Annotated in this window: 33 protein-coding genes, 1 other RNA gene and 1 pseudogene; 17 read left to right on the plus strand and 18 right to left on the minus strand. The window is 65.8% G+C overall.

The features are described from left to right. Window positions 1-110 precede the first annotated feature (110 nt). From GTH33_RS11525 to GTH33_RS11545, 5 genes are read left to right on the plus strand one after another with little or no spacing between them, the layout of a single operon-like run. Window positions 111-626: a hypothetical protein gene (locus tag GTH33_RS11525; RefSeq protein ID WP_163958518.1), complete on the plus strand. Its 516-nt coding sequence runs from the start codon at window positions 111-113 to the stop codon at window positions 624-626. After that, window positions 626-853 carry a hypothetical protein gene (locus GTH33_RS11530; protein ID WP_163958519.1) on the plus strand — a complete coding sequence of 76 codons (228 nt, stop codon included), beginning with the start codon at window positions 626-628 and terminating at the stop codon, window positions 851-853. The genes GTH33_RS11525 and GTH33_RS11530 overlap by 1 nt, the downstream gene beginning before the upstream one ends. After that, window positions 846-1,415 carry a hypothetical protein gene (locus GTH33_RS11535; protein ID WP_163958520.1) on the plus strand — a complete coding sequence of 190 codons (570 nt, stop codon included), beginning with the start codon at window positions 846-848 and terminating at the stop codon, window positions 1,413-1,415. The genes GTH33_RS11530 and GTH33_RS11535 overlap by 8 nt, the downstream gene beginning before the upstream one ends. Beyond that, window positions 1,412-2,269 carry a hypothetical protein gene (locus GTH33_RS11540; RefSeq protein ID WP_163958521.1) on the plus strand — a complete coding sequence of 286 codons (858 nt, stop codon included), beginning with the start codon at window positions 1,412-1,414 and terminating at the stop codon, window positions 2,267-2,269. Before GTH33_RS11535 ends, GTH33_RS11540 begins: the two co-directional genes overlap by 4 nt. A gap of 29 nt (window positions 2,270-2,298) precedes the next feature. Then, window positions 2,299-2,832: a hypothetical protein gene (locus GTH33_RS11545; RefSeq protein WP_163958522.1), complete on the plus strand. Its 534-nt coding sequence runs from the start codon at window positions 2,299-2,301 to the stop codon at window positions 2,830-2,832. Between the two features lie 78 nt (window positions 2,833-2,910). Here GTH33_RS11545 and GTH33_RS11550 read toward each other — a convergent pair whose 3' ends face one another. The 9 genes from GTH33_RS11550 to GTH33_RS11590 all read right to left on the minus strand — a co-directional run bounded on the left by GTH33_RS11550 (window position 2,911) and on the right by GTH33_RS11590 (window position 12,949). Continuing rightward, the gene (locus tag GTH33_RS11550; protein ID WP_163958523.1) at window positions 2,911-4,491 is read right to left on the minus strand and encodes a hypothetical protein; all 1,581 of its coding nucleotides are present in this window, start codon (window positions 4,489-4,491) and stop codon (window positions 2,911-2,913) included. Between the two features lie 7 nt (window positions 4,492-4,498). After that, a complete protein-coding gene (locus GTH33_RS11555) occupies window positions 4,499-5,266 on the minus strand; it encodes a hypothetical protein (RefSeq protein WP_163958524.1) in 768 nt (255 codons plus the stop codon). Between the two features lie 2 nt (window positions 5,267-5,268). Beyond that, window positions 5,269-6,507, minus strand: coding sequence for an ATP-binding protein (locus tag GTH33_RS11560; protein ID WP_166753147.1), 1,239 nt, complete (start codon window positions 6,505-6,507; stop codon window positions 5,269-5,271). Between the two features lie 125 nt (window positions 6,508-6,632). Next, complete coding sequence (locus tag GTH33_RS11565; protein WP_163958526.1) at window positions 6,633-9,110, minus strand: Hsp70 family protein; 2,478 nt, start codon at window positions 9,108-9,110, stop codon at window positions 6,633-6,635. A gap of 4 nt (window positions 9,111-9,114) precedes the next feature. After that, the gene (locus GTH33_RS11570) at window positions 9,115-9,465 is read right to left on the minus strand and encodes a hypothetical protein (protein WP_163958527.1); all 351 of its coding nucleotides are present in this window, start codon (window positions 9,463-9,465) and stop codon (window positions 9,115-9,117) included. Between the two features lie 106 nt (window positions 9,466-9,571). Continuing rightward, entirely contained in the window at window positions 9,572-10,879 is a 1,308-nt protein-coding gene (locus tag GTH33_RS11575; protein WP_243848309.1) for a Y-family DNA polymerase, read from the minus strand. Further along, window positions 10,837-11,265: a LexA family protein gene (locus GTH33_RS11580; RefSeq protein WP_243848310.1), complete on the minus strand. Its 429-nt coding sequence runs from the start codon at window positions 11,263-11,265 to the stop codon at window positions 10,837-10,839. The genes GTH33_RS11575 and GTH33_RS11580 overlap by 43 nt, the downstream gene beginning before the upstream one ends. 117 nt (window positions 11,266-11,382) lie before the next feature. Beyond that, window positions 11,383-12,204, minus strand: a complete 822-nt coding sequence (locus GTH33_RS11585) for a DUF3037 domain-containing protein (RefSeq protein ID WP_163958528.1) — start codon at window positions 12,202-12,204, stop codon at window positions 11,383-11,385. Continuing rightward, window positions 12,188-12,949, minus strand: coding sequence for a HipA family kinase (locus tag GTH33_RS11590; protein WP_163958529.1), 762 nt, complete (start codon window positions 12,947-12,949; stop codon window positions 12,188-12,190). Before GTH33_RS11590 ends, GTH33_RS11585 begins: the two co-directional genes overlap by 17 nt. 185 nt (window positions 12,950-13,134) lie before the next feature. On the opposite strand from GTH33_RS11590, the gene GTH33_RS11595 reads away from it, so the two are divergent. The 11 genes and pseudogenes from GTH33_RS11595 to GTH33_RS11640 all read left to right on the plus strand — a co-directional run bounded on the left by GTH33_RS11595 (window position 13,135) and on the right by GTH33_RS11640 (window position 20,818). Next, entirely contained in the window at window positions 13,135-13,455 is a 321-nt protein-coding gene (locus GTH33_RS11595; RefSeq protein WP_163958530.1) for a hypothetical protein, read from the plus strand. A 76-nt stretch (window positions 13,456-13,531) separates the two neighbouring features. Next, a complete protein-coding gene (locus GTH33_RS11600; RefSeq protein ID WP_163958531.1) occupies window positions 13,532-15,853 on the plus strand; it encodes a chemotaxis protein CheA in 2,322 nt (773 codons plus the stop codon). Continuing rightward, a complete protein-coding gene (locus GTH33_RS11605; RefSeq protein ID WP_163958532.1) occupies window positions 15,853-16,290 on the plus strand; it encodes a chemotaxis protein CheW in 438 nt (145 codons plus the stop codon). The genes GTH33_RS11600 and GTH33_RS11605 overlap by 1 nt, the downstream gene beginning before the upstream one ends. A 65-nt stretch (window positions 16,291-16,355) precedes the next feature. After that, window positions 16,356-16,721 (plus strand): response regulator, encoded by a 366-nt coding sequence (locus GTH33_RS11610; RefSeq protein WP_163958533.1) that lies wholly within the window; start codon window positions 16,356-16,358, stop codon window positions 16,719-16,721. Between the two features lie 106 nt (window positions 16,722-16,827). Then, a pseudogene (locus GTH33_RS18390) lies at window positions 16,828-16,998 on the plus strand (response regulator); the annotation flags it as partial. Window positions 16,999-17,054: 56 nt separating this feature from the next. After that, window positions 17,055-17,825, plus strand: coding sequence for a CheB methylesterase domain-containing protein (locus GTH33_RS11615; RefSeq protein WP_338054379.1), 771 nt, complete (start codon window positions 17,055-17,057; stop codon window positions 17,823-17,825). After that, complete coding sequence (locus tag GTH33_RS11620; protein WP_163958534.1) at window positions 17,822-18,691, plus strand: CheR family methyltransferase; 870 nt, start codon at window positions 17,822-17,824, stop codon at window positions 18,689-18,691. The genes GTH33_RS11615 and GTH33_RS11620 overlap by 4 nt, the downstream gene beginning before the upstream one ends. Window positions 18,692-18,731: 40 nt before the next feature. Further along, the gene (locus tag GTH33_RS11625) at window positions 18,732-19,421 is read left to right on the plus strand and encodes an N-acetylmuramoyl-L-alanine amidase (protein ID WP_163958535.1); all 690 of its coding nucleotides are present in this window, start codon (window positions 18,732-18,734) and stop codon (window positions 19,419-19,421) included. 81 nt (window positions 19,422-19,502) lie between these two features. After that, window positions 19,503-19,866: RNase P RNA component class A (gene rnpB / locus GTH33_RS11630), an RNA gene on the plus strand. A 56-nt stretch (window positions 19,867-19,922) separates the two neighbouring features. After that, on the plus strand, window positions 19,923-20,462 hold the full coding sequence (locus tag GTH33_RS11635) for a J domain-containing protein (protein ID WP_163958536.1): 540 nt from the start codon (window positions 19,923-19,925) through the stop codon (window positions 20,460-20,462). After that, window positions 20,447-20,818 (plus strand): (2Fe-2S) ferredoxin domain-containing protein, encoded by a 372-nt coding sequence (locus GTH33_RS11640; RefSeq protein ID WP_249054869.1) that lies wholly within the window; start codon window positions 20,447-20,449, stop codon window positions 20,816-20,818. Before GTH33_RS11635 ends, GTH33_RS11640 begins: the two co-directional genes overlap by 16 nt. Before the next feature lie 82 nt (window positions 20,819-20,900). Here the strand turns inward: GTH33_RS11640 and GTH33_RS11645 are convergent, their stop codons facing one another. From GTH33_RS11645 to GTH33_RS17915, 9 genes are all read right to left on the minus strand, one after another. Beyond that, on the minus strand, window positions 20,901-21,305 hold the full coding sequence (locus GTH33_RS11645; RefSeq protein WP_163958537.1) for a SufE family protein: 405 nt from the start codon (window positions 21,303-21,305) through the stop codon (window positions 20,901-20,903). A gap of 198 nt (window positions 21,306-21,503) precedes the next feature. Then, on the minus strand, window positions 21,504-21,740 hold the full coding sequence (locus GTH33_RS11650; RefSeq protein WP_163958538.1) for a hypothetical protein: 237 nt from the start codon (window positions 21,738-21,740) through the stop codon (window positions 21,504-21,506). Window positions 21,741-21,762: 22 nt separating this feature from the next. Continuing rightward, entirely contained in the window at window positions 21,763-22,047 is a 285-nt protein-coding gene (locus GTH33_RS11655; RefSeq protein ID WP_420853543.1) for a hypothetical protein, read from the minus strand. Between the two features lie 22 nt (window positions 22,048-22,069). Further along, window positions 22,070-22,339, minus strand: coding sequence for a hypothetical protein (locus tag GTH33_RS11660; protein ID WP_163958540.1), 270 nt, complete (start codon window positions 22,337-22,339; stop codon window positions 22,070-22,072). A 13-nt stretch (window positions 22,340-22,352) separates the two neighbouring features. Continuing rightward, a complete protein-coding gene (locus GTH33_RS11665) occupies window positions 22,353-22,655 on the minus strand; it encodes a hypothetical protein (RefSeq protein ID WP_163958541.1) in 303 nt (100 codons plus the stop codon). A gap of 32 nt (window positions 22,656-22,687) precedes the next feature. Then, the gene (gene pspC, locus GTH33_RS11670) at window positions 22,688-23,065 is read right to left on the minus strand and encodes an envelope stress response membrane protein PspC (protein ID WP_163958542.1); all 378 of its coding nucleotides are present in this window, start codon (window positions 23,063-23,065) and stop codon (window positions 22,688-22,690) included. A gap of 1 nt (window position 23,066) precedes the next feature. Continuing rightward, the gene (pspB, locus tag GTH33_RS11675; RefSeq protein WP_163958543.1) at window positions 23,067-23,330 is read right to left on the minus strand and encodes an envelope stress response membrane protein PspB; all 264 of its coding nucleotides are present in this window, start codon (window positions 23,328-23,330) and stop codon (window positions 23,067-23,069) included. 1 nt (window position 23,331) lies between these two features. Then, window positions 23,332-24,006 carry a phage shock protein PspA gene (pspA, locus tag GTH33_RS11680; protein ID WP_163958544.1) on the minus strand — a complete coding sequence of 225 codons (675 nt, stop codon included), beginning with the start codon at window positions 24,004-24,006 and terminating at the stop codon, window positions 23,332-23,334. A 68-nt stretch (window positions 24,007-24,074) separates the two neighbouring features. Continuing rightward, complete coding sequence (locus tag GTH33_RS17915; RefSeq protein WP_166753149.1) at window positions 24,075-24,215, minus strand: hypothetical protein; 141 nt, start codon at window positions 24,213-24,215, stop codon at window positions 24,075-24,077. 174 nt (window positions 24,216-24,389) lie between these two features. On the opposite strand from GTH33_RS17915, the gene pspF reads away from it, so the two are divergent. Beyond that, window positions 24,390-25,451, plus strand: a complete 1,062-nt coding sequence (gene pspF, locus GTH33_RS11685; RefSeq protein WP_163958545.1) for a phage shock protein operon transcriptional activator — start codon at window positions 24,390-24,392, stop codon at window positions 25,449-25,451. Window positions 25,452-25,465 lie beyond the last annotated feature (14 nt).

A 25,465-nucleotide genomic window follows, 5' to 3' on the forward strand; every position in this document is an offset into this window, starting at 1 on the left:
TCATTCAGTGAGTCCAAATCGTTCCCGCTACGTTCTGCAATTTCTGGATGACATATCCCATCCTGAAATGACAGCGCCCGAATTCCGGCGCTGCGGACGGAGCTTTGCACATGAGGAACATCGCTTTCGAAGACCAGCTCGAGGCGCTCGGCGACAGGGGCACCGGCCCGCTGTCCTGGTGGCGCACGCTCTCCTGCACCGCCTTCCTCGCCGACGCGAGCATCGTGGAGACCGCGGTGGTCTCCATCGTGTCAGTCAGTCGCCTCGCGCCTCCCGCGCTCATCGCCGAGCTGGCCACGATCCCCGACGACGAGCTCGCCCCGACCTGGAACGACCTCGCGCATGCCTTCTTCTGCATGGACAGCATGGCGCTCGGCATCTGCTACGAAATCGGTGGGAGCTGCGCGGCGCTGGCGTCGCGGCAGGCCGATCCGCTCGGGACGGTCATGCTGCTCAAGGCTCTTTCCGAACCGTACATCACGCGCGATCCCGAAACCCGCATCTGGGTGGCCAGCACCTGGCTGTCGGAACGCGGCACGCTGCTCAACCAGACGACGCTCTCGGGCATCGACTGGTGGCAGAGCGCACGCGGTCACCAGCAGCATCTCCTGGCGGGAGAGGCGTGATGGATCCCCTCTTCGTCTTCGGCATCGGGACCGCGCTGGTCGGCTGCGGCGCGACCGGCACCACGTGGCAGGCGTGCCGGGAGATCCTGGCTATCCCCGACGTACCCGGATCGATCGCCCGCACCTCGCTGCTCGGCGCGATGATCTTCATCCTTGTCGTCGACCTCGGCATCGTCGCCGGCGGCCTGTGGGTCGCGATCGCGATAGCGGGAGGCGCGCATGGCTAAGCGTCGCACCAGCGCCCCGCCTGCGACGGTCGCGCCGAGCACCGGCATCGTCTTGTCCGGCCGGCGCATCGAGAAGGCGTACAGCGTTCCGGACCTCCAGCCGAAGACATCCGGCCCCTGGAGGCGCGAGCACGACAAGCTCGCGTGGACCGATCCCGCCACCGGTCTCGACTGCATTGTCCGCCGGATGAACAGGGGGCACCTGGGGGCGTTCGTCGCCGTCAGGCGTGGACACCCGCTCTTCGGGTATTCGGCCGGCGCCATCCCGCCCGGACTCCTGCGCACGCACGGGGGTGTCGACTACGCCGAAGCATGTGACGACCGAGGCCCAGAGGACCGGTCAATCTGCCACGTCCATTCCGGCAGCGTCGAGCACGTCGACGACGCGTGGTGGATCGGAACGACGTGCGACCAGATCACCGATCTGGTCCCCGACGACATCGGGCACGCCACCGAGGCGCGCCGCCTCGGCATCGATCAGGTCTACCGCGACGAGGCCTATGCAATCGATCTTTGTACCGATCTCGCCCGCGACCTGACGCTGCTGGGAGAGGTGCGATGACCGACTACGCCTATTCCCCGGAGCTTCCCTGGGGATGCTGGATGCGGATCGCGACCGGTGTTGGCGGGGTCACCGTCATCGACCAGCATGGCCGGACATGGGAAAGCCTGCGTCACGCCTTCTGGGCCGGGCGCCTGCGGATGAGCACGTCCAGTCCCCGGGTAATGAACGAGCAGCTGGAGCTGATGCTCGCGGCGTTCGCCTCCAAGCGACACGGCATCGTCTCGACAGACGAAAGAGCCCATTCGGTCTTCGGCGGCGATCATGTCTTCATGCGGTTCTGGTGGTACTGGATGTACGCCGAGGGACTCGTGGAGGGCGGTTTCCGTCGCGACCCGCTGGACGCCGACCTCTCGGCGGAAGGCGTCGCCGTCCTGCGCATGCTGGCTGTCACGCGTCCGGTCGAGCTGAACGCCGTGCCCGTCGGACGTGCCGCGGTCGAATTTCTCGGTACGCCAGGGGCACTGGACGAATGCGACCGTGCCAAGTTCGAGGCGGCGGAGGCGAGCGCGCGGCTGCTGCCGCTCGTGATCGTACGCGAGACGGCGTTCGGCACCGCGGGCATCTCGCTGCTTCATCGCGATCCCAACGACGTGATCCCCGTCGCACGGACCATCTGGCACATCCGCTTCCCCGACGCGCAGCTGCGCGACCGCCTCTTCCTGTGGATGGCCGACCGGTCCGACCGCTGGACCGCATGGGGCGAACTCGTCCTGCGCGAGGGCGCGCCGGCCCTGACGCAGCACCTCATGACGCTCCTGTTCGCCGACCGGTCAGAACGGCAGCCGACCGAAGCACCTCGACCTGCGGGGCCGCTTGCGATCGGCCATGACGGCGGGGCGGGACGGCCGTGAGCCGCCCGCCGCACAGCGGACCGCGCGGCATGGTCCCGCTGACGCCGGGTCCGGATCCGCTTCCCCGGCACGCGTTCGACGGCGACCGGCTCGAACTCCCGATCGTCATCCTGTCGGCGCTCGAGGCCGCCGACACGCGATTACGCGCGTTCCTCGTCAGGCTGGCGAGCGGTGCGATCTGGCAGGACCAATCCATCCGCTCAGCCGACCGCGAGCTCGAGATCCAGGCCTACCTCGCGCCGGAAGGGCTCCGATGCGTGATCCGTCTGGCCCAGGGGCTCTGGTACCATCACCCGCTCGAGACGCTGCACGCGTGGGGCATGCCGCTTCCCGCAATGCGCCGCGGCGATGCGGTGCCGCTCGCCTCCGTCCTGCGCCACGAGCTGCTCGACACCCTGCCGATCATGGTGCTGGCAGTGACGCATCTGAACGACAGGATCCCGGACCTTGGCACATGCATTCGCGTGCAGATGCCGAGGCTTCGGGTCGCTTCGTGGCGCAGCTGGTCCTCCACGTCCGATACGGATCAAGGCTCAGTTTTGCCGCCCCATTCGAACGTATGACCTGACGCCGTACTTCACGACGGATCGGGACAGAACCGATTCCGGGCGGGGTCCAGCGATCTCGCTCGGATCATGCGATCATGCGAAGGCTTCGCTGAGCCTGACGCGCCCGTTTTTGAAGGCCTGTCTCACCAGAAGCTCGAAGAAGTGGATGTTCGTGACCTCCCTGTATGGCATTGATGCAGAGGCCTTCGATCCCTTGGGACCATTGACGACAAACGATCCATCAGCAGTCGTAACACTCACGTCACCCCAGCCGAACTCCGCGGGCTCGCTCCCCATGAACTTACGCTTCGTCAGCACGACGGTGTTGTCACGAACGATCATGTTGCCGAACCGTAGCTCACCGCCGCCGCCGAGCGTACTCACCATCTCGTCGACAAGCCGAAAGCCCACTGCCTTCCAGAGCTTCGGGACGAATGCCTCAAAAATGGCTCCGTTCTTGAATTCAGCCGTCGTGGTGGACAAGCCATCCGTCCATGCGATCAGATAGTCTGTCCCCGTCGGGATGCCGTTGACCGACTTCTTCACCGCACCCCATCGCACCCCGCATACAGCGGACAGTGATGTCCGTTGACCCTTCCATTCTATGCCAGCCTTGTCGATGGCCAGGCGGGACTTGCTAAAGGTCCCGATATCAACCGCATAGGCCAGGTCGGCCTCCTCCTGCGCGGCCTCGGCAGCCAGCTTCTCTAGTGCCTTGGCATCTTCGGCTACCTGGGTGGCTATCCGCGGCAGAGCAGAGAAGCTGGCGCCGACCATGGCCGACACCTGCCGCGCCTCGTCGACAAGCCGATGATCGTTATACAGGTCGATCGACAGCCCGCGAACGGCGAACGCAAGGTTCTCGCTGTCCGAATCCTTGCGACCGAGCAAAGTCGCGCTGAGCTGAATAGGGCGGGTCACCTCGTCCCAGGTGCCGAGCAGCTCCTTCAAGGCATCGAATAGCGGCGGAAGAGCGTCTGGTCGCAGGCCGGCTAGTTCACGGGCCTTATCGACCAGGCGCTCGGCACCTTCCACTTCCCGGGCCATGAACGGCTGGGCGCGGAGCGCATAGTCCGCGATCAGCTCGTGCATGAAGAGGGGGAAGCGCTTCTCGGCCTCAAGCCTGTCCACGAGGATGAACATCGCTTCCGCCATGTCGGCGGTTGGCGTTCGCTCCATCACCATCATCGCTGAACGGCGCCAGGCCTGACGGCGGTCACGCAGGACATCCTCGGCTGCCTCGGCGGAGGAGAACGCTGGAAATCCCGCGATCTCCCGGTCCTCGTTGACCTCGCGAAGAACCTGGGTGAGGTCTACCTCGTCAACGGCGGCACTGAGCCTATCCAGGAAGCTGCCAAGCTGTTCGGTATTCGACGGGGTCCAGCGCTCCGCCGCGATGGCAAGTCCGTTGGCCTTGGCAAGCCCGGCAAGCGGCAGTTGATCGATACCGGCCACCGGTGTCGACAAGGCCTGTTCGGCGATCTTCGGCGACGTTCCCGGGAACCAGCCGAGCTCCGCTTCAAGACGCTTGCGGGGGTTCGTCAGCGTCGCGCGCGCCTGCGAGCAGATTTCGGGGTCGAGAATGTCCGCGCGCTCTTCGGCCGCCTCCATGATGCGCACGCGATCATCCCGCGTCGATACTCCGAGAACCGCGAACGGGTTGTTGGTTGTCATGGTAATTTCACTGGACACGGTCGCGTCCCTCCGCCTGGAGCTGAGAGCGCTGCTGTTCAACCTGCGACGTCGCAAGCGGTCGGTCGTTCGTCATGATGGAACGGTTGACGCAGCGGCTGTTGTAGTCGTTCACGGCATCGTTGAAGCCATCTACGTTGCGATTGAAACGGTCCATGTCGCTGTACTGCAGGCTGTCGAGTTCCGTCTTCTGCGCCGCGATGCGCATGTCTTCCGCCAGACAGTACCTCACCTCCGATATACTGAGGGTAGCATACCCAGGTACCGGCTTCGCCATTGCGCCGTCGTCCGACGGCGATGTCTCCTGTGTCGCATCGGTCTCAGACGCATCGAGCGCCTCGCCGATCGTAGGCGTCCCGTCGCCTCCATCGACGGCCGTCATGTTGTCCGTCATCGCGTCGGTATCGTTCACGTCGGCAACATACTCCCCGGGCTGATCTGATGAGCTCGACGTGGAATAGGTCGGGGATGAGGATCCACTGCTGCTCACGGCCCGCACTCCGCCGAAGATGCAGGCTTTAACCGCGAAGATCAGGCCGATGGCGAGGACCCACCCGCCGACCTTCTTCAACAAACCCAAGAACGCTCCACCGTCACTGTGGATCGGGGTGGCTGGTGTCGTCGGCGTCGGCCTCGGATTCCGAGGCTGAGCAGGTCGCGTACCCGAGGCGATACGATCAGCCTTCGCAATCGCCTCATCCACATCGGTTCTATAGTCGGACAGGCCTTCGAAGCCCCTGCCAGTCAAGTCGCTCATCTTCAGAACCCGATCCTGCGCTGATCGTCGGAGTCGCGCGATGGGCTTCTCGCCAGGGCCGCTGCGATCTCGTCGGAGCCGATGCGTTCCTTGCGCGCTCGCGCCGTCAACCGCCCTGCCTCACGTACTACGAACGCCACGTCCGATAGCGGACGGCCGGCCAATCGACCTGCCAGCTCATCCAGATCGGACACGTCGTTGGGAATGTCGGCGAGCAATGACCGGAGCAGGCCGGCAATCTCGTCCCGACCGGCGTGATCGACATGGATGACGTGATCGAAGCGGCCGCGTCGCAGGATGGCGGGGTCGATCGCTTCGACCTGGTTCGTCATGCCGACCACCAGTACGCGCTGCTTCGCCGCTTCTGGGATACGACGCAGGAACTCTGCTATCTCCTCGACGTGATGCTGCTGCGAGCCGACTTCCCGGCTCGAAAGAAATGCGTCCATCTCGTCGATGACGATGACAGACGGCGCAACCTTGACCGCGTCCGCGAATACCTGCGCCACCTTGCGCGAGGTCTCATGGATATAGGGGCTCGCAACACTGGACGCCTCGATGGGAAAGCTCGGCCAGCCGAGATGCTCGATCAGCCGTTCGACCGCGAAGGTCTTCCCACAGCCGGTCGGCCCCTCGAGGATGATTCCGCCTGGGAAACCTATCCCAAGTGCGGCGTAACGCTCCTCGTCGGCGACGATGTCGATGACGTGTTCATTGAAGAAGTCGGCAAGCGCAAGGCGACCAGGCAACTCGAACCGTCCGACCGGCGTCAGCGGCGGCGGCGAGACCGGCGCACTGGCCTTCCGGCGTGTGGAGTTGCCGGATCGGATGGGCCTCTTCGTCGCCAAGCCTGCGGCCGCCGCGATCAACACGAGATCGTCTTCGTCGAACGTCGGCCGGATGCGCGCGAGCGCGACTATGTCGTCACCGGTGACTTCGACGCCGCCGGTCAGGTAGCGGCCCAGGACATCCGCCTTCGATAGAGGCGGCATCTCCGCTGCGGAGATCGGAATGAGCGTGCCGGTCACGTCGTCGTAGATTATGCCTTGCACCGGCTCGTCGATCGCCGCGAGTGCGGTGGCAAGCGCAAGGGCCTGATCGACCGTGGATGGCCTCGGCACATGCTCGAGCAGGTCAAGCGCTCCTGAGCAGAGATGGCAGCTGTAGTCGATGCCGGCGAAAGTCAGGATCTTCAGCTCAGCCAGCTCAAGCCCAGTGGTCGAGGCGAAGGTGGGCGTCATGACGAGCACGCGCCGTCCCCCCTTAACCGCATGGATCCAGAAGGCGTTATCGACCGAGCGGATGACACGCCCGAGCTGGGCGCCATCCGGAAGTGGCGTTCCTTGGGGAAGCGGAGAGCTTGGCATCAGCCCCTCACGATGTTGGTCATCGCGAGCATCTCCTCCTCGCCGCCACGCGTGAAACGCAGCTCGTCGAGAGTGATGAGAAGATCGCGAAGCATCGCTATATCGGGCTGAGCCAGAGCAGCCCGGCCCTGCTGGATGAGCGCTCCGTAGCGGGCCTGGTCGATGAACTGCTCTGGGCTGCGCGAAAGCCAGTGGAAGCGTTCGACAATGAACTCGTCGGATCGCCACAGCGCCGCAATGTTCTTCGACCGTAGTTCCGACAGGTGCGCCTCGAAGTCGGTGCCGTTGATGTCGATCGAATGCTGCGCTGTCCGCACAAGCGCATCGAACGCCTTGGCTTCTTCGGGGCGGGCGAACTCGCGCCCCCAGCCGTCGAAGTTAGCAACGACGCCATCGAGATCGATCTGGCGAATGACCTTGAGATGGTCCTTACGAACCTGAGAAATGTCGCGGCGTGCGGCGCGAATTTCGTCGAGGGCCTGCTTGGTTTCCTCGGGTTCGGCACGGTCGACATCGAGACTCGACGCCTTGGCTATTCTGTCCCGGATCGCACCGACCCGAGGATCGTCGATGTGCCGACCGAACTCGTCGAGCCGCCCGATCGTCGCCTGGGCCTCGACGGCGACCAGGCCAGCCGCCTGCGCATAGTCGAGCTGCGCATCCTGTCGTGCGTAATAGTTGTGGCCGCTAGTGAACGAGCCGCCAATCTCGTCTACCGACACGTCAAGGCGGATCGTCCCGCCATCGGTAATCTCGTACTCGCACCGGATCTCCGAGCCGACCGAGATCATCCCTTCCTCGAAGTCCGATCCCGACACCCGGAAGGTGCCGATGAACACGTTGTCCTCGACGGGCTCGCGGATGTCGCCTTCCCAGAGCTTGAAGTTGAGCGCACCAGGGCTGCCCGCTCGAAGGGCTTCGGCAACCCTGAAGTTTACGACGCCCTTCTTGGGCAGTGCATCGCCCGCTCGGACAAGCGGAACCAGCACAGTGGGCCCACCACGTCGCTCGAGCGCCTCGACACTGATGGTGTGCGAGGCCGGGATGGCGTCGATGGACGCGGCCGTCCTGCTGATGACGATGCGGTCATTGGCGATGCCCACCGGGCCGCCGCTTGCGTCGAAGACGAAGACGCGGAAGCCGTTCTCGCCAGGCTTCGCCAGCGGCAGGTCGATGGCCGCACCTTCCTTCAGTTCCTTGCGCCCGGACGACCAGCCAGTGTCCAAGCTGTCGACCTGGAACTCGCCGGTGGAGGCGCCGACCTTCCGTGCGACTATTCGGGCCGATGCATCAGGCGTGCGCGCGACGAACGAGAACTCAAGGCCGGTAGCAGACAGGGAACTGCGGGAAGCCTTGCGACCGCGGCTCTGGGTGGACCAGTCGATCGACTCAGCGAAGATCGCCGCGCCTTCGGCAACCGCGGTCATCGGGTTCACGTCGGTCGAGGCGGCGATCCCAAGTTCGAAAGCGACCTTGTCGCGGAGCGGCTTGTACTGCGTGGGGCCACCGACGAAGACCACTCGGTCGACGTCGTGGGAGCTGATGCCGGCCTGGTCGAGCGTCGCGCGCGCAGACTCGATTGCCTTGTCGAGGATTGGTGCGATCAACCGATCGAGTCCAGCTCGGTCGAGCGGGATGTCGATGTATATCTCTTCACCGGCGTCGTCGCGCACGCCGATCTCGGTCTCCGACAGCGCGACCACTGCGTCGTCAGCACGCGACAGCTCGATCTTGGCGCGCTCGGCTGCCCATGTCGCCAGTCGGACGAGAGACTTGAACCGCTTGTCGGCAACGAAGTTCTCGCCGAGGTCGAAGGTCTGGACCAGCCATGGCTTGACCACCTCGTCCATCAGAGCGCGGTCGATGTCCCGACCACCGCACATCTCCACCCCGCCATGCGCGAGGAGGCTGACGCGACCCTTCATGCTCTGGGCAATGGCGATGTCCAGAGTGCCGCCACCGAGATCGAAAACCAGGAACGTGCCGTCGCGATTGCGCTGTCGCATGACGCTCATGACTGCGGCCACCGGCTCCTGCATCAGCGCCACCCGACCGATGCCGGCGGACTCGGCTGCCGCGAGCGTCGCATCCTTCTGCATCTGGTTGAAGGCGGCAGGAACCGTGATGACGGTGCCGGTGTCGCCATCTCGCCGCATCGTCTCGGGAAGATAGCCGAACACCGTGCGCAGGACCTCGGCCGAGCACTCCTCCGGAGTCATGACCTTGTTCAAGGCCGTCAGCCGAACCGGCGTGCTGGTTCCCATCATGCGCTTGAACAGCGTGGCCGCGTTATCTGGATTACGTGCCGCGTTGGCGTAGGCTCGAGAACCGACGAACTTGTTGCCGCGCCGATCGATAAAGATGGCTGACGGGGTGACGTCGTGCTGCTCGGGGCTCTTGTAGAGAGCCACCGCCTCGCCATCGTAGCTGGCGATCGCGCTGTTGGTCGTACCGAGATCGATTCCTACGTATTCCACGCTTTTAATTCCTGAGCATCATGGTGCCGGTACGACGAACCCCGTCGGGACCCATCACGATCGGCTCCATCATCTGATCGACGTAAAGGTTGTCTTCGGGACCGAAGTCCGCCGCGTTGAGCGCGGTGGCTGCCATGCCCGTGTCGTAGGGCTGCCCATCCAGAGTCACGAGACGAAGGCCCAAGGGTGAGAGACTGTCGTCCAGCTTGCGCTGAAAATATCTAACCTGATTGGCTTGGCGCCCCGCCGCCCTGATATCGCTTGCGTCGATCGAACGCTGGAACAGGCGACACAGCCGCCAGCTCTCGACCGCAAGGTTGATGAGCAGCTCCTGAGCATCAGCCGTATCGTCCATAAGTCCCCCTCGACGCCTCAATGAACTCAGGCCCGTTGATTTTCGGTTGTAGGATGGAGAGATAAAATCGCCAAGGGATCAGGATCCTCCAGATCGCGACGGTCGATCAGTCAGCACTCACCATCGGAACGTCCTCGATCCTCGTGGTCCATGCCGGTGACCGGTTCTCCGCGCGCATCTTCCAGTCGCGCCTGAATCCCTGCGCCGCAGGCACGGCGGTGAACTTGCCGAACCTGCCGTTGACCTCGTCCAGCGCGGTCATCAGCCGCTCGCGACGTTCAACGTCGCCCTCGAACAGCGTCCTGGGCCGCAGTTCGGCCGCGACGAGGTCGTCGAGCATGATGCCGGCCTTGGTGTAGGCGTAGCCATCGCGCCACGCCGCCTCGACGCCGCGCCGCGCAGCCGCGAGCAGCTCGAGCGAGTCCGCCGTCATCGGGTGCAGCGACATCCGCCGGGCGCCCTGATACTGTCCGGCACCGGCCTTGAACCGGTTGGTGTGGAAGAAGACGGTGAGCTGGCCGGCGACCAGCCCATGCTGGCGCAGCTTCTCGCCGGCGCGCATCGCATACTGCGCGACCGCGCCCATCAGCGTCTCCAGATCATGCACTGGCGTACCGAAGCTGCGCGTCACCGCCATGCCCCTGCGCTGCGGCTCGATCACCTCGACCGCGCTCGCCGCTACGCCCTGCAGCTCGGCCACCAGCCGCTCCAGAACGACGGTGCCGAGCCCACGGGCCTGCTTGAGCTGCATGTCCCGGATCTGCCCGGCTGTCGTGATGCCGATCTCGGCGAGCTTCGTCGCCGTCGCTCGTCCGATGCCCCACACGTCACCGGCGGGGAAGCGGTCCAGCACCCAGGAACGCAGGACGGGATCGCGGAGGTCGGCGACGCCGTCGAACAGGGGGTTCTTCTTGGCGGCGGCGTTCGCCAGCTTCGCCAGCGTCTTCGTCGGGGCGATGCCGACGCAGGTCGGGATCGTGGTCCAGCGCCGGACCTGGTCGCGCATCGCATTGGCGTGATCGACCAGATCGCGGTCGGCGAACGGCTCCAGATTGAGGAACGTCTCGTCAATCGAGTAGATCTCGACCTCGCTGGCGAATTCCTCGACCGCCGCGACCACCCGCCGCTGCATGTCGCCGTAGAGCGTGTAGTTGGACGAGCGCACCACAACGCCGTGCTTCGTCAGCCGATCGCGGATCAGGTGGATCGGATCGCCCATCTTCACACCGAGCGCCTTGGCCTCGCTGGATCGCGCGATCGCGCAGCCATCGTTGTTGCTCGCGACGACGACGGGCACGCCGTTCAGGCTGGCGTCGAACGCGCGCTCGCAGCTGACGTAGTAGTTGTTGCAGTCGATGAGCGCGACGGTGGTCATCGCCTGTACCGCCGCGCCAGCGCCACGACGACGCCCCATACCTCGACCGTCTCGTCGACGATGATCCGATCGTAGCCCTCCGCCTCCGGCACCAGCCACAGTCGACCGGCCGAGCGCCGGAGCCGCTTCATCGTGCGGCTGCCGTCGACAAGCGCAACGACGATGTCGCCGGGACGCGCTTCCACAGCCCGGCTGACCACCACCAGATCGCCATCGGCGATGCCGGCATCCACCATCGAGTGCCCCGCTACGCGCATGACGTAGCTCGCCGCCGGATGGTCGATCAGCCATGAGGCGAGATCGATCGGCTCGTCCATGTCGTCCTGCGCCGGCGACGGGAAACCCGCGGGCGTCGTTTCGACGAGCATGCGCGCTTCGAACGGCACCATCTCGAACGGCAGCTCGTGCAGCGTCAGGTGTGGCATGCTTGCTCGCGGTACGGTCATTCCGCCTTTGTAGGACGGAGTGAACATTCCGGGAACAGCGCTGATGCAGATTCTTCGTCCCGGATCCGGGGCATGTCCGGCCGGAGGGGCCTGTCGTCAGTGCCCCAACGGCGTCGGGCTGTGCGAGTTGTAGGCGTCGAAGAAGATGCGCTTCAGCTCGCGGCGGTCCGACGGATCCTCCCAGTTGACCAGCTCGTCGGCATACGGCTTCAGGATCGCTAGGTTGTCGTGAAGCTCGCCGAGCCGCGCGGGCGCCGCGGCGAACACGCCGATCTTGTGCACCCTGTAGTCGGGCACGACCGACTGGGCACGATCGAGAACCACGGCCTTCAGCGCCGCCTGGGCGAGCCGCGGGCTGTTCGCGCGCAGGTCGAGCACTGCCGCGACGTGGAACTGACCGTTCAGCTGCGCGAAGTCGGCCTCGAGCCCGTCGGCGACGCGGAAGTTGCGGATCACCTTGCCGCTACGCAGCTCGTCGTCGCGGCCAGCCAGGATCTCGGCTCCACGCAGCTCGGCGCTGATCTCCGCCACCACGGTCGATCCGTCGCGGCTGCGCGGCGCACGCCTGCGGGCGACCAGCGTATCGACGATCTCGCCGACCATCTTCTCGTATTCGGCCGGCTTTCTCGCCTCGAACCAGCCGCGGCTGGTCGACGTGAACTGGTTTTCCACCAGCGACACGCGGTCCATGCGCTCGCGGGCCTCAAGCGAAGGATCGTCCAGCGCCTCGACGGCCGAGGCGAACGCGTCGATGTCAGCGTCCCACGACCCGGCCGCCAACACGGCCAGCTTGCGCGTCTCGCTGATGCGGAGCTCAACGCCGTCCGGTCCGAAGATCATCAGTCCGATATTCACCCGCTCGCCACGACGACGATCGGGAACCGCCTGAACAACGGCGTAGTTAAAGATAGTCGCCACCCTTAACTCCTTCCCTTATATCGCCGATACGTGAAGTCCTCACGTCGCTCTTCCACCACGAAATAATGCCATCACGCTGCTGATCGGTCAACCATTCTTTTGGGTGGGAAGCTATAATCTTATCCACCTTAGAGTCGTCAAGAGACTCTATTCTATCTAGAACGTGGTATGCTTCCGACTTGATGAAGAATTCGCCAAACAGAGCGCGCAGGATTTTGATCACCCTGACCGTATTGTGCATGTCCGACATCGGCAGGACAGGCGGCGGCATGCCCTGAACCAGCCACGCGCGACTGTAGTCGAACGCCAGGAGCGAGATACCGAAGTGCTGCTCACGCACGATGTAGTTGTTCGTGTGCCGATCGACGTTGTTTACGAACAGGTCGAACGCGTAGATGCGCGACAGCGTCGGCGCGAGCGAGGAGAAGTCTATCCGGCCGTCTTGCGCGCGCAGGATCCAGTCGGTCGAGTTATGTCCCGTCTCCCACCGCGAGCCGAAGCAGGCCTTTCCCTTCACGTCGACGATCTTGCACGGCGGCGATGCCAGACCGACGAGTTCGCCGAGGTGCGTGCAGAACCATTCGGAATGGGGAACGGCCGCGACCACGACGTCGTCCTTCACCGCATAGTCGGACCCGTCGTCGCAGTGGCAGATCTGGCTGCAGTCCGCGGTGCCGAAGCTCGCGGTATCGCACCATCGGGCCTGCACCGGCACCGCGAGCGTCAGCTGCTCCGCATCAGCCATGATTTGTCCGCGCCATCAATTTCCCCGTTCGCACGCGGCCTATCCAACCGGCTGCTCTTCTGATGCAGGGCTACGCCCCTTCACGTCAACGAAAGGTTAGGTAGCCTTGACTTAGGAAGGCCGACGCGATGATCTCTCATTGCAGGCTACGGTGATCTCGGCTCGATGCCCGTACCGGTCGAGGCGTGAAGACCGCCGGACCCGTCTCGTCGGTCGATCAACACGACCTGCCGATGCGCACGGAGCGGCGGATAGGCAATCCATCCAGAAACTCGTACTGCCCTCGCGCCGCGGCGTCGTCGCGGCGCGGGTATGCCGAAGGTACAGCGCGAGGTAGCTGGCGCTGGTACAGCGGCCATGGAGAAGCCACACAAGAAACCGCGGTTTTCTGCCATTCAGAGATGTTGGCTTTTGATCCCGTAGGGGTCACCAGCTTTCATATCGATCGTACGGAAGCTGGTGGCCAGCGCGTCGCACGCGACGCCGTCACCGTCGGTTTGGTCTGACCGCCGAAGCCACGCCCCCTAAACGGGGTCTTAACTCCTCCTGCGCCAAGACCGCCCCGGTAACATCCGGGGACCCATGGACGACCTGCTGCAGGAATTCATCGCCGAAACGCGCGAAACGCTGGAAGCGCTGTCCGGCGAGATCGTCGCGTGGGAAGCCGATCCGACCGATCGCGCGCGGCTGGATGCCATCTTTCGCTTCGTCCACACGGTGAAGGGCAGCTGCGGCTTTCTGGACCTGCCGCGGCTCGCCCGGCTCAGCCACGCGGCGGAAGACGTCCTTGCCGCCGTGCGCGACGGCAAGCGCATACCCGATACCGCGCTCGTCAACGCGGTACTCGCGATCGTCGACCGGATCGGCGAGATCGTCGAGGCGATCGATTCGGGGGCGGCGCTGGATGATTCGAGCGAAGACCTGCTGATCGCCGCACTCGCCGAAGACGCCCGGCCGATGGTCCACGCGCAGCCTGCCAACATGCCCCGCACCAACAGTCGCTCGGTGCGCCTGAACGTCGACCTGCTCGACCGGATGATGAGCGGCATGTCGGAAATGGTGCTGGCCCGCAACGAACTCGCCCGGCGCCTGCGTGATGAGGCCGTCGATCCGCTGGTCGAGGCGGCGCTGGAACGCCTGTCGCTGACGGTCGCCGAAATGCGCGACACCGTAACGCGAACGCGGATGCAAAAGATCGATGCCCTGTTCTCCGCTCTGCCGCGCATGGTGCGCGACACCGCCGGCGAACTCGGCAAGCAGGTCGCCCTCAGCGTGGATGGCGCGGATGTCGAACTCGACCGCGAGATGATCGAGCTGATGCGCGATCCGCTCGTCCACATCATTCGCAATGCCGTCGATCACGGCATCGAATCGCCCGCGGATCGCAAGGCGGCAGGCAAGCGCGAGGCGGGCCGGCTGATCGTCTCCGCCCGCCAATCCGGCAACCAGATCCTGATCGAGGTCGCCGACGACGGCTGCGGCATCGACGTCGACCGCCTGGTCGCCAAGGCTCGCCAGCAGAAACTGGTGCCCGAGGCGGACCTGGCCCGGATGGATGCGGCGGCGAAGCTCGACCTGATCTTCCATCCCGGCCTGTCCAGTCGCGACACCGTCACCGCGATTTCAGGGCGCGGCGTCGGGATGGACGTCGTCCGCTCCAACATCGAACATATCGGCGGTCGCATCCAGCTGTCGAGCCAACCGGGTCGCGGCCTCACCATCGTCATCTACGTGCCGCTGACGCTGTCGATCATGTCGACGATCGTCGTCGGCGTCGGTGACCAGCGGTTCGCGATCGCCCGCCAGTCGGTCGACGAGATCCTGCGCGTCCGCGGCGAGGCGGTGCGGATCGACACGATCGGCGATGCGCAGGTGGCGACCGTCCGCGGCCGCCGGCTGCCGCTGGTGTCGCTGGGCCAACTGCTCGACATCGCGGGTGACGGGGACAACAATGGGGATAGCGACGAGGCAGGGCGGACGCTGGCGATCATCTCCACCCGCGACGGCGACTATGCCCTGGCGATCGACCACGTCATCGATACCGAGGAATTGGTGGTGAAGCCGGCCACGCCCGCGGTCATGGCGACCGGGGTCTACGCCGGGCAGACGCTGCCCGATTCGGGTCTGCCGATGCTGCTGCTCGACGGGGCGGGCATCGCCACCGTCGCCGGCCTCCGCTTCCTCCGGACCGCCGCGATCGAGGAGGACGGCGTCGCGGAAGACAGCGTCGAAGCGGTGCCTGCACTGTTGTTCGAAGATCTGGACGGACAGCGCCGTGCCTTGCCGCTCGCCGCGATCGATCGGGTCGAACCGGTATCGACCGACGCGATCCGCCTGACCGCGGGCCAGTGGCGCCTGGCGATCGGCGGCGCGCTGGTACCGTTATACTCCGCTGCCGCGATCGGCGATCGTGCGGAGGTGCCGGTACTCCGCCTGACCGACGGCACGACCGAGATCGCCTATGCGATCCACGAACCGATCGAGATCGTCCAGCTGCCGGCGGAGGTCGCGCCGCCGCGCGGGCCGGGGCCGATCGCGGGCGTGGTGATGATCGATGGCGAACAGGTCGAACTGCTCGACGCGCATGCGCTGTTCGCGGGCGAGGCCCGGCCGGGATCGCAGGAGCGACTGTGCTGGCTGCAGGCGGACGGCAGCGGCTGGATGGAAACCTTCCTGCGGCCGATGCTCGAAGCATCGGGCTATCGCTGCGTCACGCAACCGCCCCGCGACGCGCCGGCCGACGTCGCGCTGACCATGGACGATGCCGTCATCGCTCCCGCCGCCGCACGCAACGTCGTGCGGCTGCGCCGCGACATCGTCGCGCCGCCTGGCGGCAGCAGCATCTATCGTTACGATCGCGCCGGGCTGCTCGACGCACTTGCGCGCGCTGTGGGAGACCGCTGATGGAATTGTTCCTGATCGCGCAGATCGCCGGGCGGGGCGTGGCCATCGAAACCGGGCAGGTCGATTCGGTCGTCGACATCGCCGACATCGTCGCCGTACCCCGGACGGAAGCGGCGATTCGCGGCCTCGTCGCGTTGCGCAGCCGCGTGGTGACGGTGATCGACACGGGCACCGCGCTCGGGCTCGAGCCGACGCCCGACAGTGCGCGTCGTGCGGTCATCACCCGGGTCGACGGCCATCCCTATGCCATCCTGGTCGATGCGCTGGAGGATGTCGCCTCGTTCGAACGACAGCCGCTCTCGTCCGGGCTGGCGCTGGATCGCGGCTGGGCCAGCGTCGGCGTGGGGCTGGTCGAACGCGATGGCGAACCGCTGCTGATCGTCGATCTGGCCACGCTGGTCCCGCAGCCCGCGGCCCCGCAATCGCTTGCCGCTTAACGCGACGCTTACGCTTCGCTGCCATAGACTGGGGCGGCGATCATCGCTCGTAAAAAGGCTTATCCATGAAGACCTGCCTCGTCGTCGACGATTCGAAAGTGATCCGAAAGGTCGCTCGTCATATCCTGGAAACGCTCGATTTCGCGGTGACGGAGGCGTGCGACGGCCGCGAGGCGTTGGATGCCTGTATGGCATCTGCGCCCGACGTGATCCTGCTCGACTGGAACATGCCGGTGATGAGCGGCATGGATTTCCTGCGGGCGCTGCGCGATTCGACCATCGCCTCGCGCCCGAAGGTGGTGTTCTGCACGACGGAAAACGGCATGGCCTACATTCGTGCGGCGATCGAAGCCGGCGCTGACGAATATGTGATGAAGCCGTTCGATCGCGACACGCTGGAATCGAAGCTTCAGATCGTCGGCATGGCCTGACGCGGGAGGTCCGGCGATGGCCCATGCCGTGCATACGCTTGCGCTTCCCACATCGCCGCCGCCCCGCGTCCTGATCGTCGACGATTCGGCGGTCGCGCGAGCGGTGATGGAGCGGATCATCGGTGCGACCGACCGGTTCGTCGTGGCCGCCAGCGTCAGCACCGCAGGCGCCGCGCTCGCCTTCCTCGCCCGCGAACGGGTGCAATTCATCCTGCTCGACGTCCAGATGCCCGGCGTCGATGGCATCACCGCGCTGCCGGATCTGATCGCGGCGGGGCAGGGGGCCCGCGTGGTGATCGTGTCCGGCCAGGCGGGGAGGGCGCAACGACGACGGTGCAGGCGCTGGCGCTCGGCGCTGCCGACACCCTGTTCAAACCCGCCAGCGGCGATCGGATGGGCGGGTTCGGCGATGCCCTGGTCGACAAGCTCGGCCGGCTCGCGGATCCAACCCTGTCGCGCGGGGGTGCCCCCTCGGCCGGTACCCGGTCGACGGGGGCACCGCCGATGCGCCCGGTCGTCGTCGGCGAGGAATATGACGTCGTCGCCATAGGCGCCTCGACGGGCGGGATCCACGCGCTCAGTCAGCTGTTGCGGGCGATCCCCCCCGAATTCCGGCTGCCGATCCTCGTGACCCAGCATCTGCCGGTGTCGTTCATGCCCTATTTCGCGGCACAACTCGCGGTGATCGCCGGGCGTCCGTGCGACGTCGCCGCGGACCACACCCGGCTGCGCCCCGGACGGATCGTCGTCGCGCCGGGCGATGCGCACATGCGCTGCGTGGCGCTGCCCGAAGGCGGCGCGGCGATCCGTCTCAGCAGCGAGCCCAGCGGCAGCGGCTGCATGCCTTCCGTCGACCCGATGTTCGCGTCGCTGGCGGCAGTGTTCGGGCCGCGGATGTTGGCGATCGTGTTGAGCGGCATGGGCCGCGACGGGGCCGACGGGGCCGGGTACGTCCATCGGGCGGGGGGATGCGTGGTGGTGCAGGATCAGGCGAGTTCGGTGGTCTGGGGCATGCCCGGCGCCGTCGCGGACACCGGCTGTGCGCATGCGATCCTGCCGCCCGCCGCGATCGGCCGTCTCGCTGCGGCACGGCAGCGTCCATGAACGTCGCGTCCCACCCCATCGCGGCGCCGGTGTCGCCGGTCGCGCTCAACGTATTCAGCGCCCTGCTGGAGGCGCGCACCGGCCAGCAGATCGCCAGCTATCGATCGTGGCGGATCGACACGGCGTTGAAGCCGCTGTTGCGCGACCGCAATCTGCAGACGATCGACCAGCTCATCCCGTTGCTGCTCGATGGCCAGGATCTGCGGATCGGCGACCAGATCGTCGATGCGCTGGTCAACCAGGAAACCTCGTTCTTCCGCGATGCGCCGATCTTCGACCTGCTGGTCGAGGCGGTGGCCGGGGCGGAAGCGGAGGGGCGCCGCGCCCGCATCTGGTGCGCCGGCTGCTCGACCGGACAGGAACCGCTGTCCCTCGCGATGCTGTTCGCCGAACGCCAGGACACGGGCAAGCCGATGCCCGAAATCGTCGCCACCGACGTTTCGGAAGCCGCGGTCGCGCGCGCAAGGGCGGGACGTTATACGCAGTTCGAGATCCAGCGCGGCCTGCCGATCCGTCGCATGATGCGCTGGTTCGAGGCGGACGGGTCCGACTGGGTCGCCCGCCCGGACCTCACGCGCCTGGTGGCGGTGCGTCGCCACAACCTCGTCGCCGATCGCCCGCCATCGGGCCGGTTCGACGTGGTGCTCTGCCGCAATGTGCTGCTCTATCTGTCCGCGACGACCAAGGCGGATGTGTTCGCCCGCTTCGCCGATGTCATCCGTCCCGGCGGCACGCTGGCGCTGGGCGCCGGCGAGACGGTGATCGGCCAGACCAAGGCGTTCGAGCCGAGCCGGCAGTTGCGCGGCCTGTACGAACGCGTCGGCGCCACCCGCCGCGCCGCGCCGGCCCGCATCGCGCTGGTGTGACCCCTCTTACACGCCGCGCGCTCCTTCGCTAGGAAGGGGCATGACCATCCTCGACACGCCCTCGCCGAACTTCGACGAGCGGACGCTGCCGATCAGCATGATCGTGCTGCACTACACCGGCATGCAGGACGGCCCGTCCGCCCTGGCGCGGCTGCGCGATCCGGAGGCGAAGGTCTCCGCCCATTATCTGGTCGAGGAGGATGGCACCGTCTGCCGCCTGGTCGACGAGGACCGGCGGGCCTGGCACGCGGGCCGTTCGCACTGGCGCGGGGTGACCGACATCAATTCCGCCAGCATCGGGATCGAGATCGTCAATCCCGGCCACGAATGGGGCTATCGCCCTTTCAACGAGGAACAGATCGACGCGCTGGTGCCGCTGGTCGCGGCGATCAAGGAGCGCTACGGCATCACCCGCGGCAACGTCGTCGGCCATTCGGATATCGCCCCCGCCCGCAAGCGCGATCCCGGCGAACTGTTCCCTTGGGCGCGCCTCGCAAGGCTGCGGCTCGCGTTGCCGCGCCCGACACGCAATCTGATGGACCCGATGTGGACGCAGGGCGGCTTTCTGCTGGCGCTCGAACGCTTCGGCTACGACGTCGGCGATGCGATGGCCGCGATCATGGCCTTCCAGCGCCGCTTCCGGCCCGAGTTGATCGATGGCGAGATCGACGCCGAATGCCGGATGATCCTGCTCGCGCTGCTGCTGCCCAAACCGCAGGGGGACGAGTGATGTCGGCTGAACGCTGCGGTAGGGCAGCGTTCAGGCTGGAACCGCTTCCCTGGCGCGCTTTCGCGCGCTAGGGCAGGAACGTCAGAGGGTCGGGCGGCCGCGGGCGTCTTCGGACGCGCGAGGAAAGTCCGGGCTCCGCGAAACGACGGTGCCGGGTAACGCCCGGCGGGGGCGACCCCAGGGACAGTGCCACAGAGAGCAGACGGCCGGTCTTCGGAACGGTCACGGTGAAAGGGTGCGGTAAGAGCGCACCGCGCCCCTGGTAACAGGGGCGGCACGGCAAACCCCACCGGGAGCAAAACCGAATAGGGACGGCATATGGGCTTCGTTTCAGCTCGTCGTCCGGGTTGGTTGCTTGAGGCGGCGCGCAAGCGTCGTCCTAGAGGAATGGTCGCCTATCTCCCTCGGGAGTGGACAGAACCCGGCTTACAGACCCTCTGACGTTCCCTTTGCCGGGCGATGGGCGTTGCACGCCGCCGTCCAGCGCTTATGTGAGCGGCGATGGCGCGCAGCACGATACGTTCGAACGACTGGGGATTTCCGCGCTGGCGCGGTTATGGTTCCAGTCGCGATGCCACCACCGTGCGTCTGTGCGACCGTCACGGCTGCGACGCGCCGGGCAACTGCCCTGCGCCGAAATCGCCCAACAGCCCTGACCGCTGGTATTTCTGCGAGACACACGCCGCCGAATACAATCGCGGCTGGAATTATTTCGAGGGCTTGTCCGCCGAAGAGGCCGCCCGGCGCGAGGCATCGGAAAGCAGCACCGCCAAGGGTTATGCCAATGCCAGCCACTATGCCTGGGGCGGCTCGGGCGACGGCAGCCGCTCGCGCGATGAAATGCGCGCGCTGGAGGCGCTGGGGCTGCAGAGCGATGCTGACTTCGATGCCGTGAAGACGGCCTGGCGCCGCCTTGCCAAGGAAAACCATCCCGACGTCCGCCCCGGCGACGCCGATGCCGCGGTGCGTTTCCAGACCGTGCAGGCCGCGTTCGAGGTGTTGCGCTCCGCTGAGGAACGCCGCGAGTGGCGCCCCAGTTGAAGCGGGTCCGCAGCGACTGGCAGGGCGCGGTGCTGGTCTGCGGCAAATGCTCGAAGAAACTGGACGGCGGCTTCGGCAAGAAGGGGCGCACGCCGCTTGCCAAGCTGCTGCGCAAGATTCTGGGCCTGAAGACGGGGCGCAAGGCCCATCTCGGCGTCGTCGAAACGCGGTGTCTCGGCGTGTGCCCCCGCGATGCGGTGGCATTGGTCGATGCCCGTCGCCCCGGCGAATGGCTGGTGGTGCCCCGCCATGCCGATGTGGCGGAGCTGGCGGCACAGCTGGAACGCCCGCAAATATATCCGCCCGCCGCCGTCGATCCCGCGGAAGCGGGAATTCAGACACGCAAGTCTGTCTGAGGCTGGTTGCGCTATCGTTATTGCAGGCGTCCGGGGCGTGGCGCTGCCCGCGAATGGTTCGCGTCATGCGCAGCGGCTATGGTCAGCCATATCGCCGCGCCGTGTCGCGGATCAGCGCGATCATGTTCGGAATGCCCTGCGTCCGGTTGGAACTAAGTGCGTTCTTGAGATCGAAGGGCGCCAGCTCGCGCTCGATATCCGTCGCTGCGATATCATCCGGCACACGATCCTGCACGGTCAGCAGCACCAGCGCGATGATCCCCTTCGTGATCGCCGCATTGCTATCGGCGAGGAAGTGGAGCGTGCCATCGTCGCGGCGGGTCGGATACACCCACACCGAGGCCGAGCAACCCCGTACCAGCGTCGCCTCGGTCTTCAGCGCATCGGGCATGGCCTCCAGCGCGCGGCCCAGGTCGATCAGCAACCGATAGCGATCATCGGGGTCGAGGAAGTCGTATTCGTCGCGGACGTCGGCGATGCTGGTCATGGCTTCGCGCGGTACAGGCGGGACGGGGCGGGGGCAATCGTTCTGAGGAGCCGCGCGTTTCGACCCTCGCCCGTCCGTCACCTGTACAGGGGCGGGGGTACGGTCTGGCTGACCGCCGTCAGCGTCACCGCATCCTGCGACAGTGGGTTTCCGCCCGGGCGGCAATGACGGGGGAAGGGGACGGGAAGTCGACGGCGATCACAAATCGACGCCCGCCGCGATCGCCTCCAGCTTCTTGATCCGCTCCTTCAGGTCGGCGATCTCGATCCGCGATCCCGCCGATGCGACGTTTGGCAGCGGATCGGTGGTCTGGTCCAGCTGCTGATGCTTCAGCGCCAGCCAGCTGCGCCAGCCGGACAGGCCGGCAGTCGTTACCATCGCCAGCCCGGCCAGCGAAGACAGCGACACGGTGAGGTACACATTGGGATCGAACATGGTCTGCCTCCTCCGGCAGGGGTCAGTTGATGGGAAGGCGGCTGGGTGCGGAACGCCCGTCGTGGCGCGCATCGCGCAACGCGTCGATTTCCTGCGCCAAATCGACGCCGCGGTCGGTGACGATCCGTTCGAGGACGCGGACGCGTTCCTCGAGCCGTTCTGTCTGTGCGGCATATTGCGCCGCCTTTTCGGCGACCTTGGTCGCCTCGATCTCCATCCGGCGCTCCTGCAACCGGAACCAGGGGCGCAGGAACACGCCGCCGAAGATCGCCAGCAGACCGCAACAGATGCCAAGAATCGGGATCATGATCGGGCTCATCGCGCTATCCTCAATTCGTGCCGAGTCTCAGCTGCTCGATCTCGCGGTCCAGCCGGTGTGAACGGTCGGTAACGATGCTCTCGACCGTCGCCAGCCGCTCCTGCAACCGGTCGATCTGGCCGACCCGGCGGGCGTTCTCGGCATCGAGCAATTCGATATCGTGTCGGGCGGCGAGGTCCGGCGCGGTGGTTGCCTGACGCACCTTGCGACGGCCGTACCATTGGATGGCGAGCGTGATCGCGGCACCAACGAACATGCAGAATACGTGATCGGGTCCCATGGCGGGGTTCCTTCTAGCGGTCGCGAAGGGCTTCGATCTCGCGAGCGGTGCGCTCGGCGGGATCGGTGGCGATGCGTTCGAGGACGGCGATGCGTTCCTCCAGGCGCCCGACCTGTCCGGTCAGCTTGTCGTTCTCGTTGGTCAGCAGCATGATCTTGCGGGCATCGTCCGGGTCGCCGCCGTGGCGGCGTTCACGCCGGCTCTTCCAGCGGTCGGGCTCGTAGCCGTGACGAACGCGGATCCAGTTGTTGATGACCCAGCTCGCCGGACCGACCGTGAAGATCGCGATCGGTACCAATATCCCCCAATTGTTCATCGCATATGTCCTTGCTTGGCGAGTCCCTTGGCTCAGCGCAGGCTGTCGATTTCCTCGGCCAGCCGGGTGTTGCGGCTGGTGTAGTGCAGCTCGATGTCGGCCAGCCGGCGATCGATGTCGCGGAACTTGCTGCGTACCTCGGCGGTGGACCGCTTCGGGTTGGAGCGTACGCCCTGCCAGAACTTGGCATCCTCGGGCGTGTCGTACAGGCCGTTCGGCTTGTTCTCGGCGACCCAGGCGACGATGATATAGGCAAGGACGATCCACCATTGCTGCGCGATCAGGGTCATGCCGGCGACGCCCAGGCGGACCCAGAGCACGTCGACCCCGGTATAATCGGCGATCCCGGCGCAGACGCCCTTCCACTTGCCGTCCTGCGGATCGAGGTAGAATTTGGTGCGGGCGGACATCTCAATTCCTCCGGTCGAGCTGATAGGGGGTGGACTGCGGAGCGGTCAGGCTCGGCTTGAAATCGGGATTGTCGGCGGCGACGATCCGCTCGACGGTGTTGATGCGTTCCTCCAGGCGGCGGGCGAGATTGAACATCTCGTCGAGCAGCTTTTCGTCTTCATCGGTGATCTTGGGCGCCTGTTTCCACTTGGTGACATAGTGGAAGATCAGCCAGGGCAGGCCGATCAGCGCACAGAAGATCGCCAGAACTCCTTCGAAGTTCATCTCAACCCTCCTGCTTCGAGCCGCTCAGACGCGCCTTCAGCGCGGCGAGCTCGGCATCGACCTTGTCGCCCTGCCGCAGCTCGGCGATCTCTTCTTCCAGCGTCTTGGGCACGCCCAGCCCCATCGCCTCGGCACGGCCCTCGGCATCGTCGACCCGGCGTTCCAGCACGTCGAAGCGGCTGAAGGCCTCGTGCGTCTTGGGGCCGGCGTACATCTCGCGCAGGCGATAGCGATTGTTGGCGCTTTCCAGCCGGGTCTGCACGTTCGACTGCTTGGCGCGCGCCTCGGAAAGCTTCTTCTGGAGCTTGGTGATATCCTCTTCGGACGCGCGCAGCGCATCGTCGAGCACCTTCACCTCGATCATCAGCTGTTCCGCCATGTCGGCGGCCTTCTGCTTCTCACCGAGTGCGGCCTTGGCCAGATCCTCGCGGCCCTTGCTCAGCGCCAGCTCGGCCTTTTCCAGCCAGTTCGCCTGAAGCTGGTCGAGCTTGTTGACGTGGCGGCGCATCTCCTTTTGATCAGCGATCGTGCGGGCCGCGCTGGCGCGGACCTCGACCAGCGTTTCCTCCATTTCGAGGATGATCATGCGGATCATCTTCGCCGGGTCTTCCGCCTTTTCCAGCAGGTCGGCGAAGTTGGCGGCGACGATATCGCGGGTGCGGGAGAAAATGCCCATCGTGGTGTGTGCTCCTGAAACGAGGCCGGGACAGCCCGAGAAACGGGGTGGCCCCGGTGTGTTGCCGCTTATGCCGTCAGGCGGGCAGCTGCCGCTGCGCCCTGGCTGCCGCCGGTCGCCGGACCCACCGCGCCGACGACGCAGGTCGCGCTGAAGACGACCGTGCAGACGATGGCGGCGAGCTTGCGGCCGATGTCGGAATTGAACATGGAAACCTCCTGAAATGCAAATGTGGTGACCACCGTTCGGCGGTATACCGGCAGCATTGCATGCGGCGTGCCAATTGCGAAAACGACGCAAAACCGTCATTTCCTGGTGTGTTATTCGCATGAACCACGGATGAACGCTTGCGTAACGTTGGTGTTTTACGCCAGATGTTGGCGATGGAACGGACGACGCAGGTCATCGGCCAATCGGGGGCCTTTCTGGATGCGCTGGAACGCGCCAGCCGTGCCGCCGCGCTCGACCGGCCGGTGCTGGTCATCGGCGAACGCGGGACGGGAAAGGAACTGGTTGCCGAGCGCCTGCATCGCCTCAGCCCGCGCTGGGATCAGCCGCTCGTCATCATGAACTGCGCTGCCCTGCCCGAATCGCTGATCGAAGCGGAATTGTTCGGTCATGAGGCGGGTGCCTTCACCGGCGCCACCAAGACGCGCACCGGACGGTTCGAGGAAGCGGACGGGGGCACCCTGTTTCTCGACGAACTCGGCACGCTGTCGATGGCCGCGCAGGATCGGTTGCTGCGCGCGGTTGAATATGGCGAGATCACGCGCATCGGATCGTCGCGACCGCGGCGGGTCGACGTCCGTATCGTCGCCGCGACCAACGAACATCTGCCCGACAAGGTCGATGCGCACGAATTCCGCGCCGACCTGCTCGACCGCCTGTCATTCGAGGTGGTGACGTTGCCGCCGCTGCGCGCCCGGTCGGGCGATATCGCGGTGCTGGCCGACCATTTCGGCCGGCGGATGGCATCGGAGATCGGCTGGGAACGCTGGCCCGGTTTCGGACCCCGCGCGGTCGACCAGCTGTTGACGCACCGCTGGCCCGGCAACGTTCGCGAATTGCGCAACGTGGTGGAACGCGCGGTGTATCGTTGGGAGGGCGATGGCCCGGTCGACGGAATCGAAATCGATCCCTTCGCCTCGCCGTTCCGGCCGACCGGCGGTGCAGGGGGCGGCCCCGCACGACCGAAGGCCGAAGCGCCCGCATCCGCGCCCACCCAACCGCCACCACAGCCCGAGGACGATCCCGTTGTCGCCTGCGATACGGGGCCATCCGACTTCAAGTCTCGCGTCGCCCGGTTCGAACGCGAACTGCTCGCGCGTGCGCTCGCCGAACATCGCTTCAACCAGCGTTCGACGGCCGAGGCGCTGGGGCTCAGCTACGACCAGCTGCGTCATGCCTTGCGTCGTCACGATCTGATCAACGCAAACGGGTCATGACGCTTGCGTAACGG

Origin of the sequence: Sphingomonas insulae (assembly GCF_010450875.1) — a bacterium.
GTDB lineage: Bacteria > Pseudomonadota > Alphaproteobacteria > Sphingomonadales > Sphingomonadaceae > Sphingomonas > Sphingomonas insulae.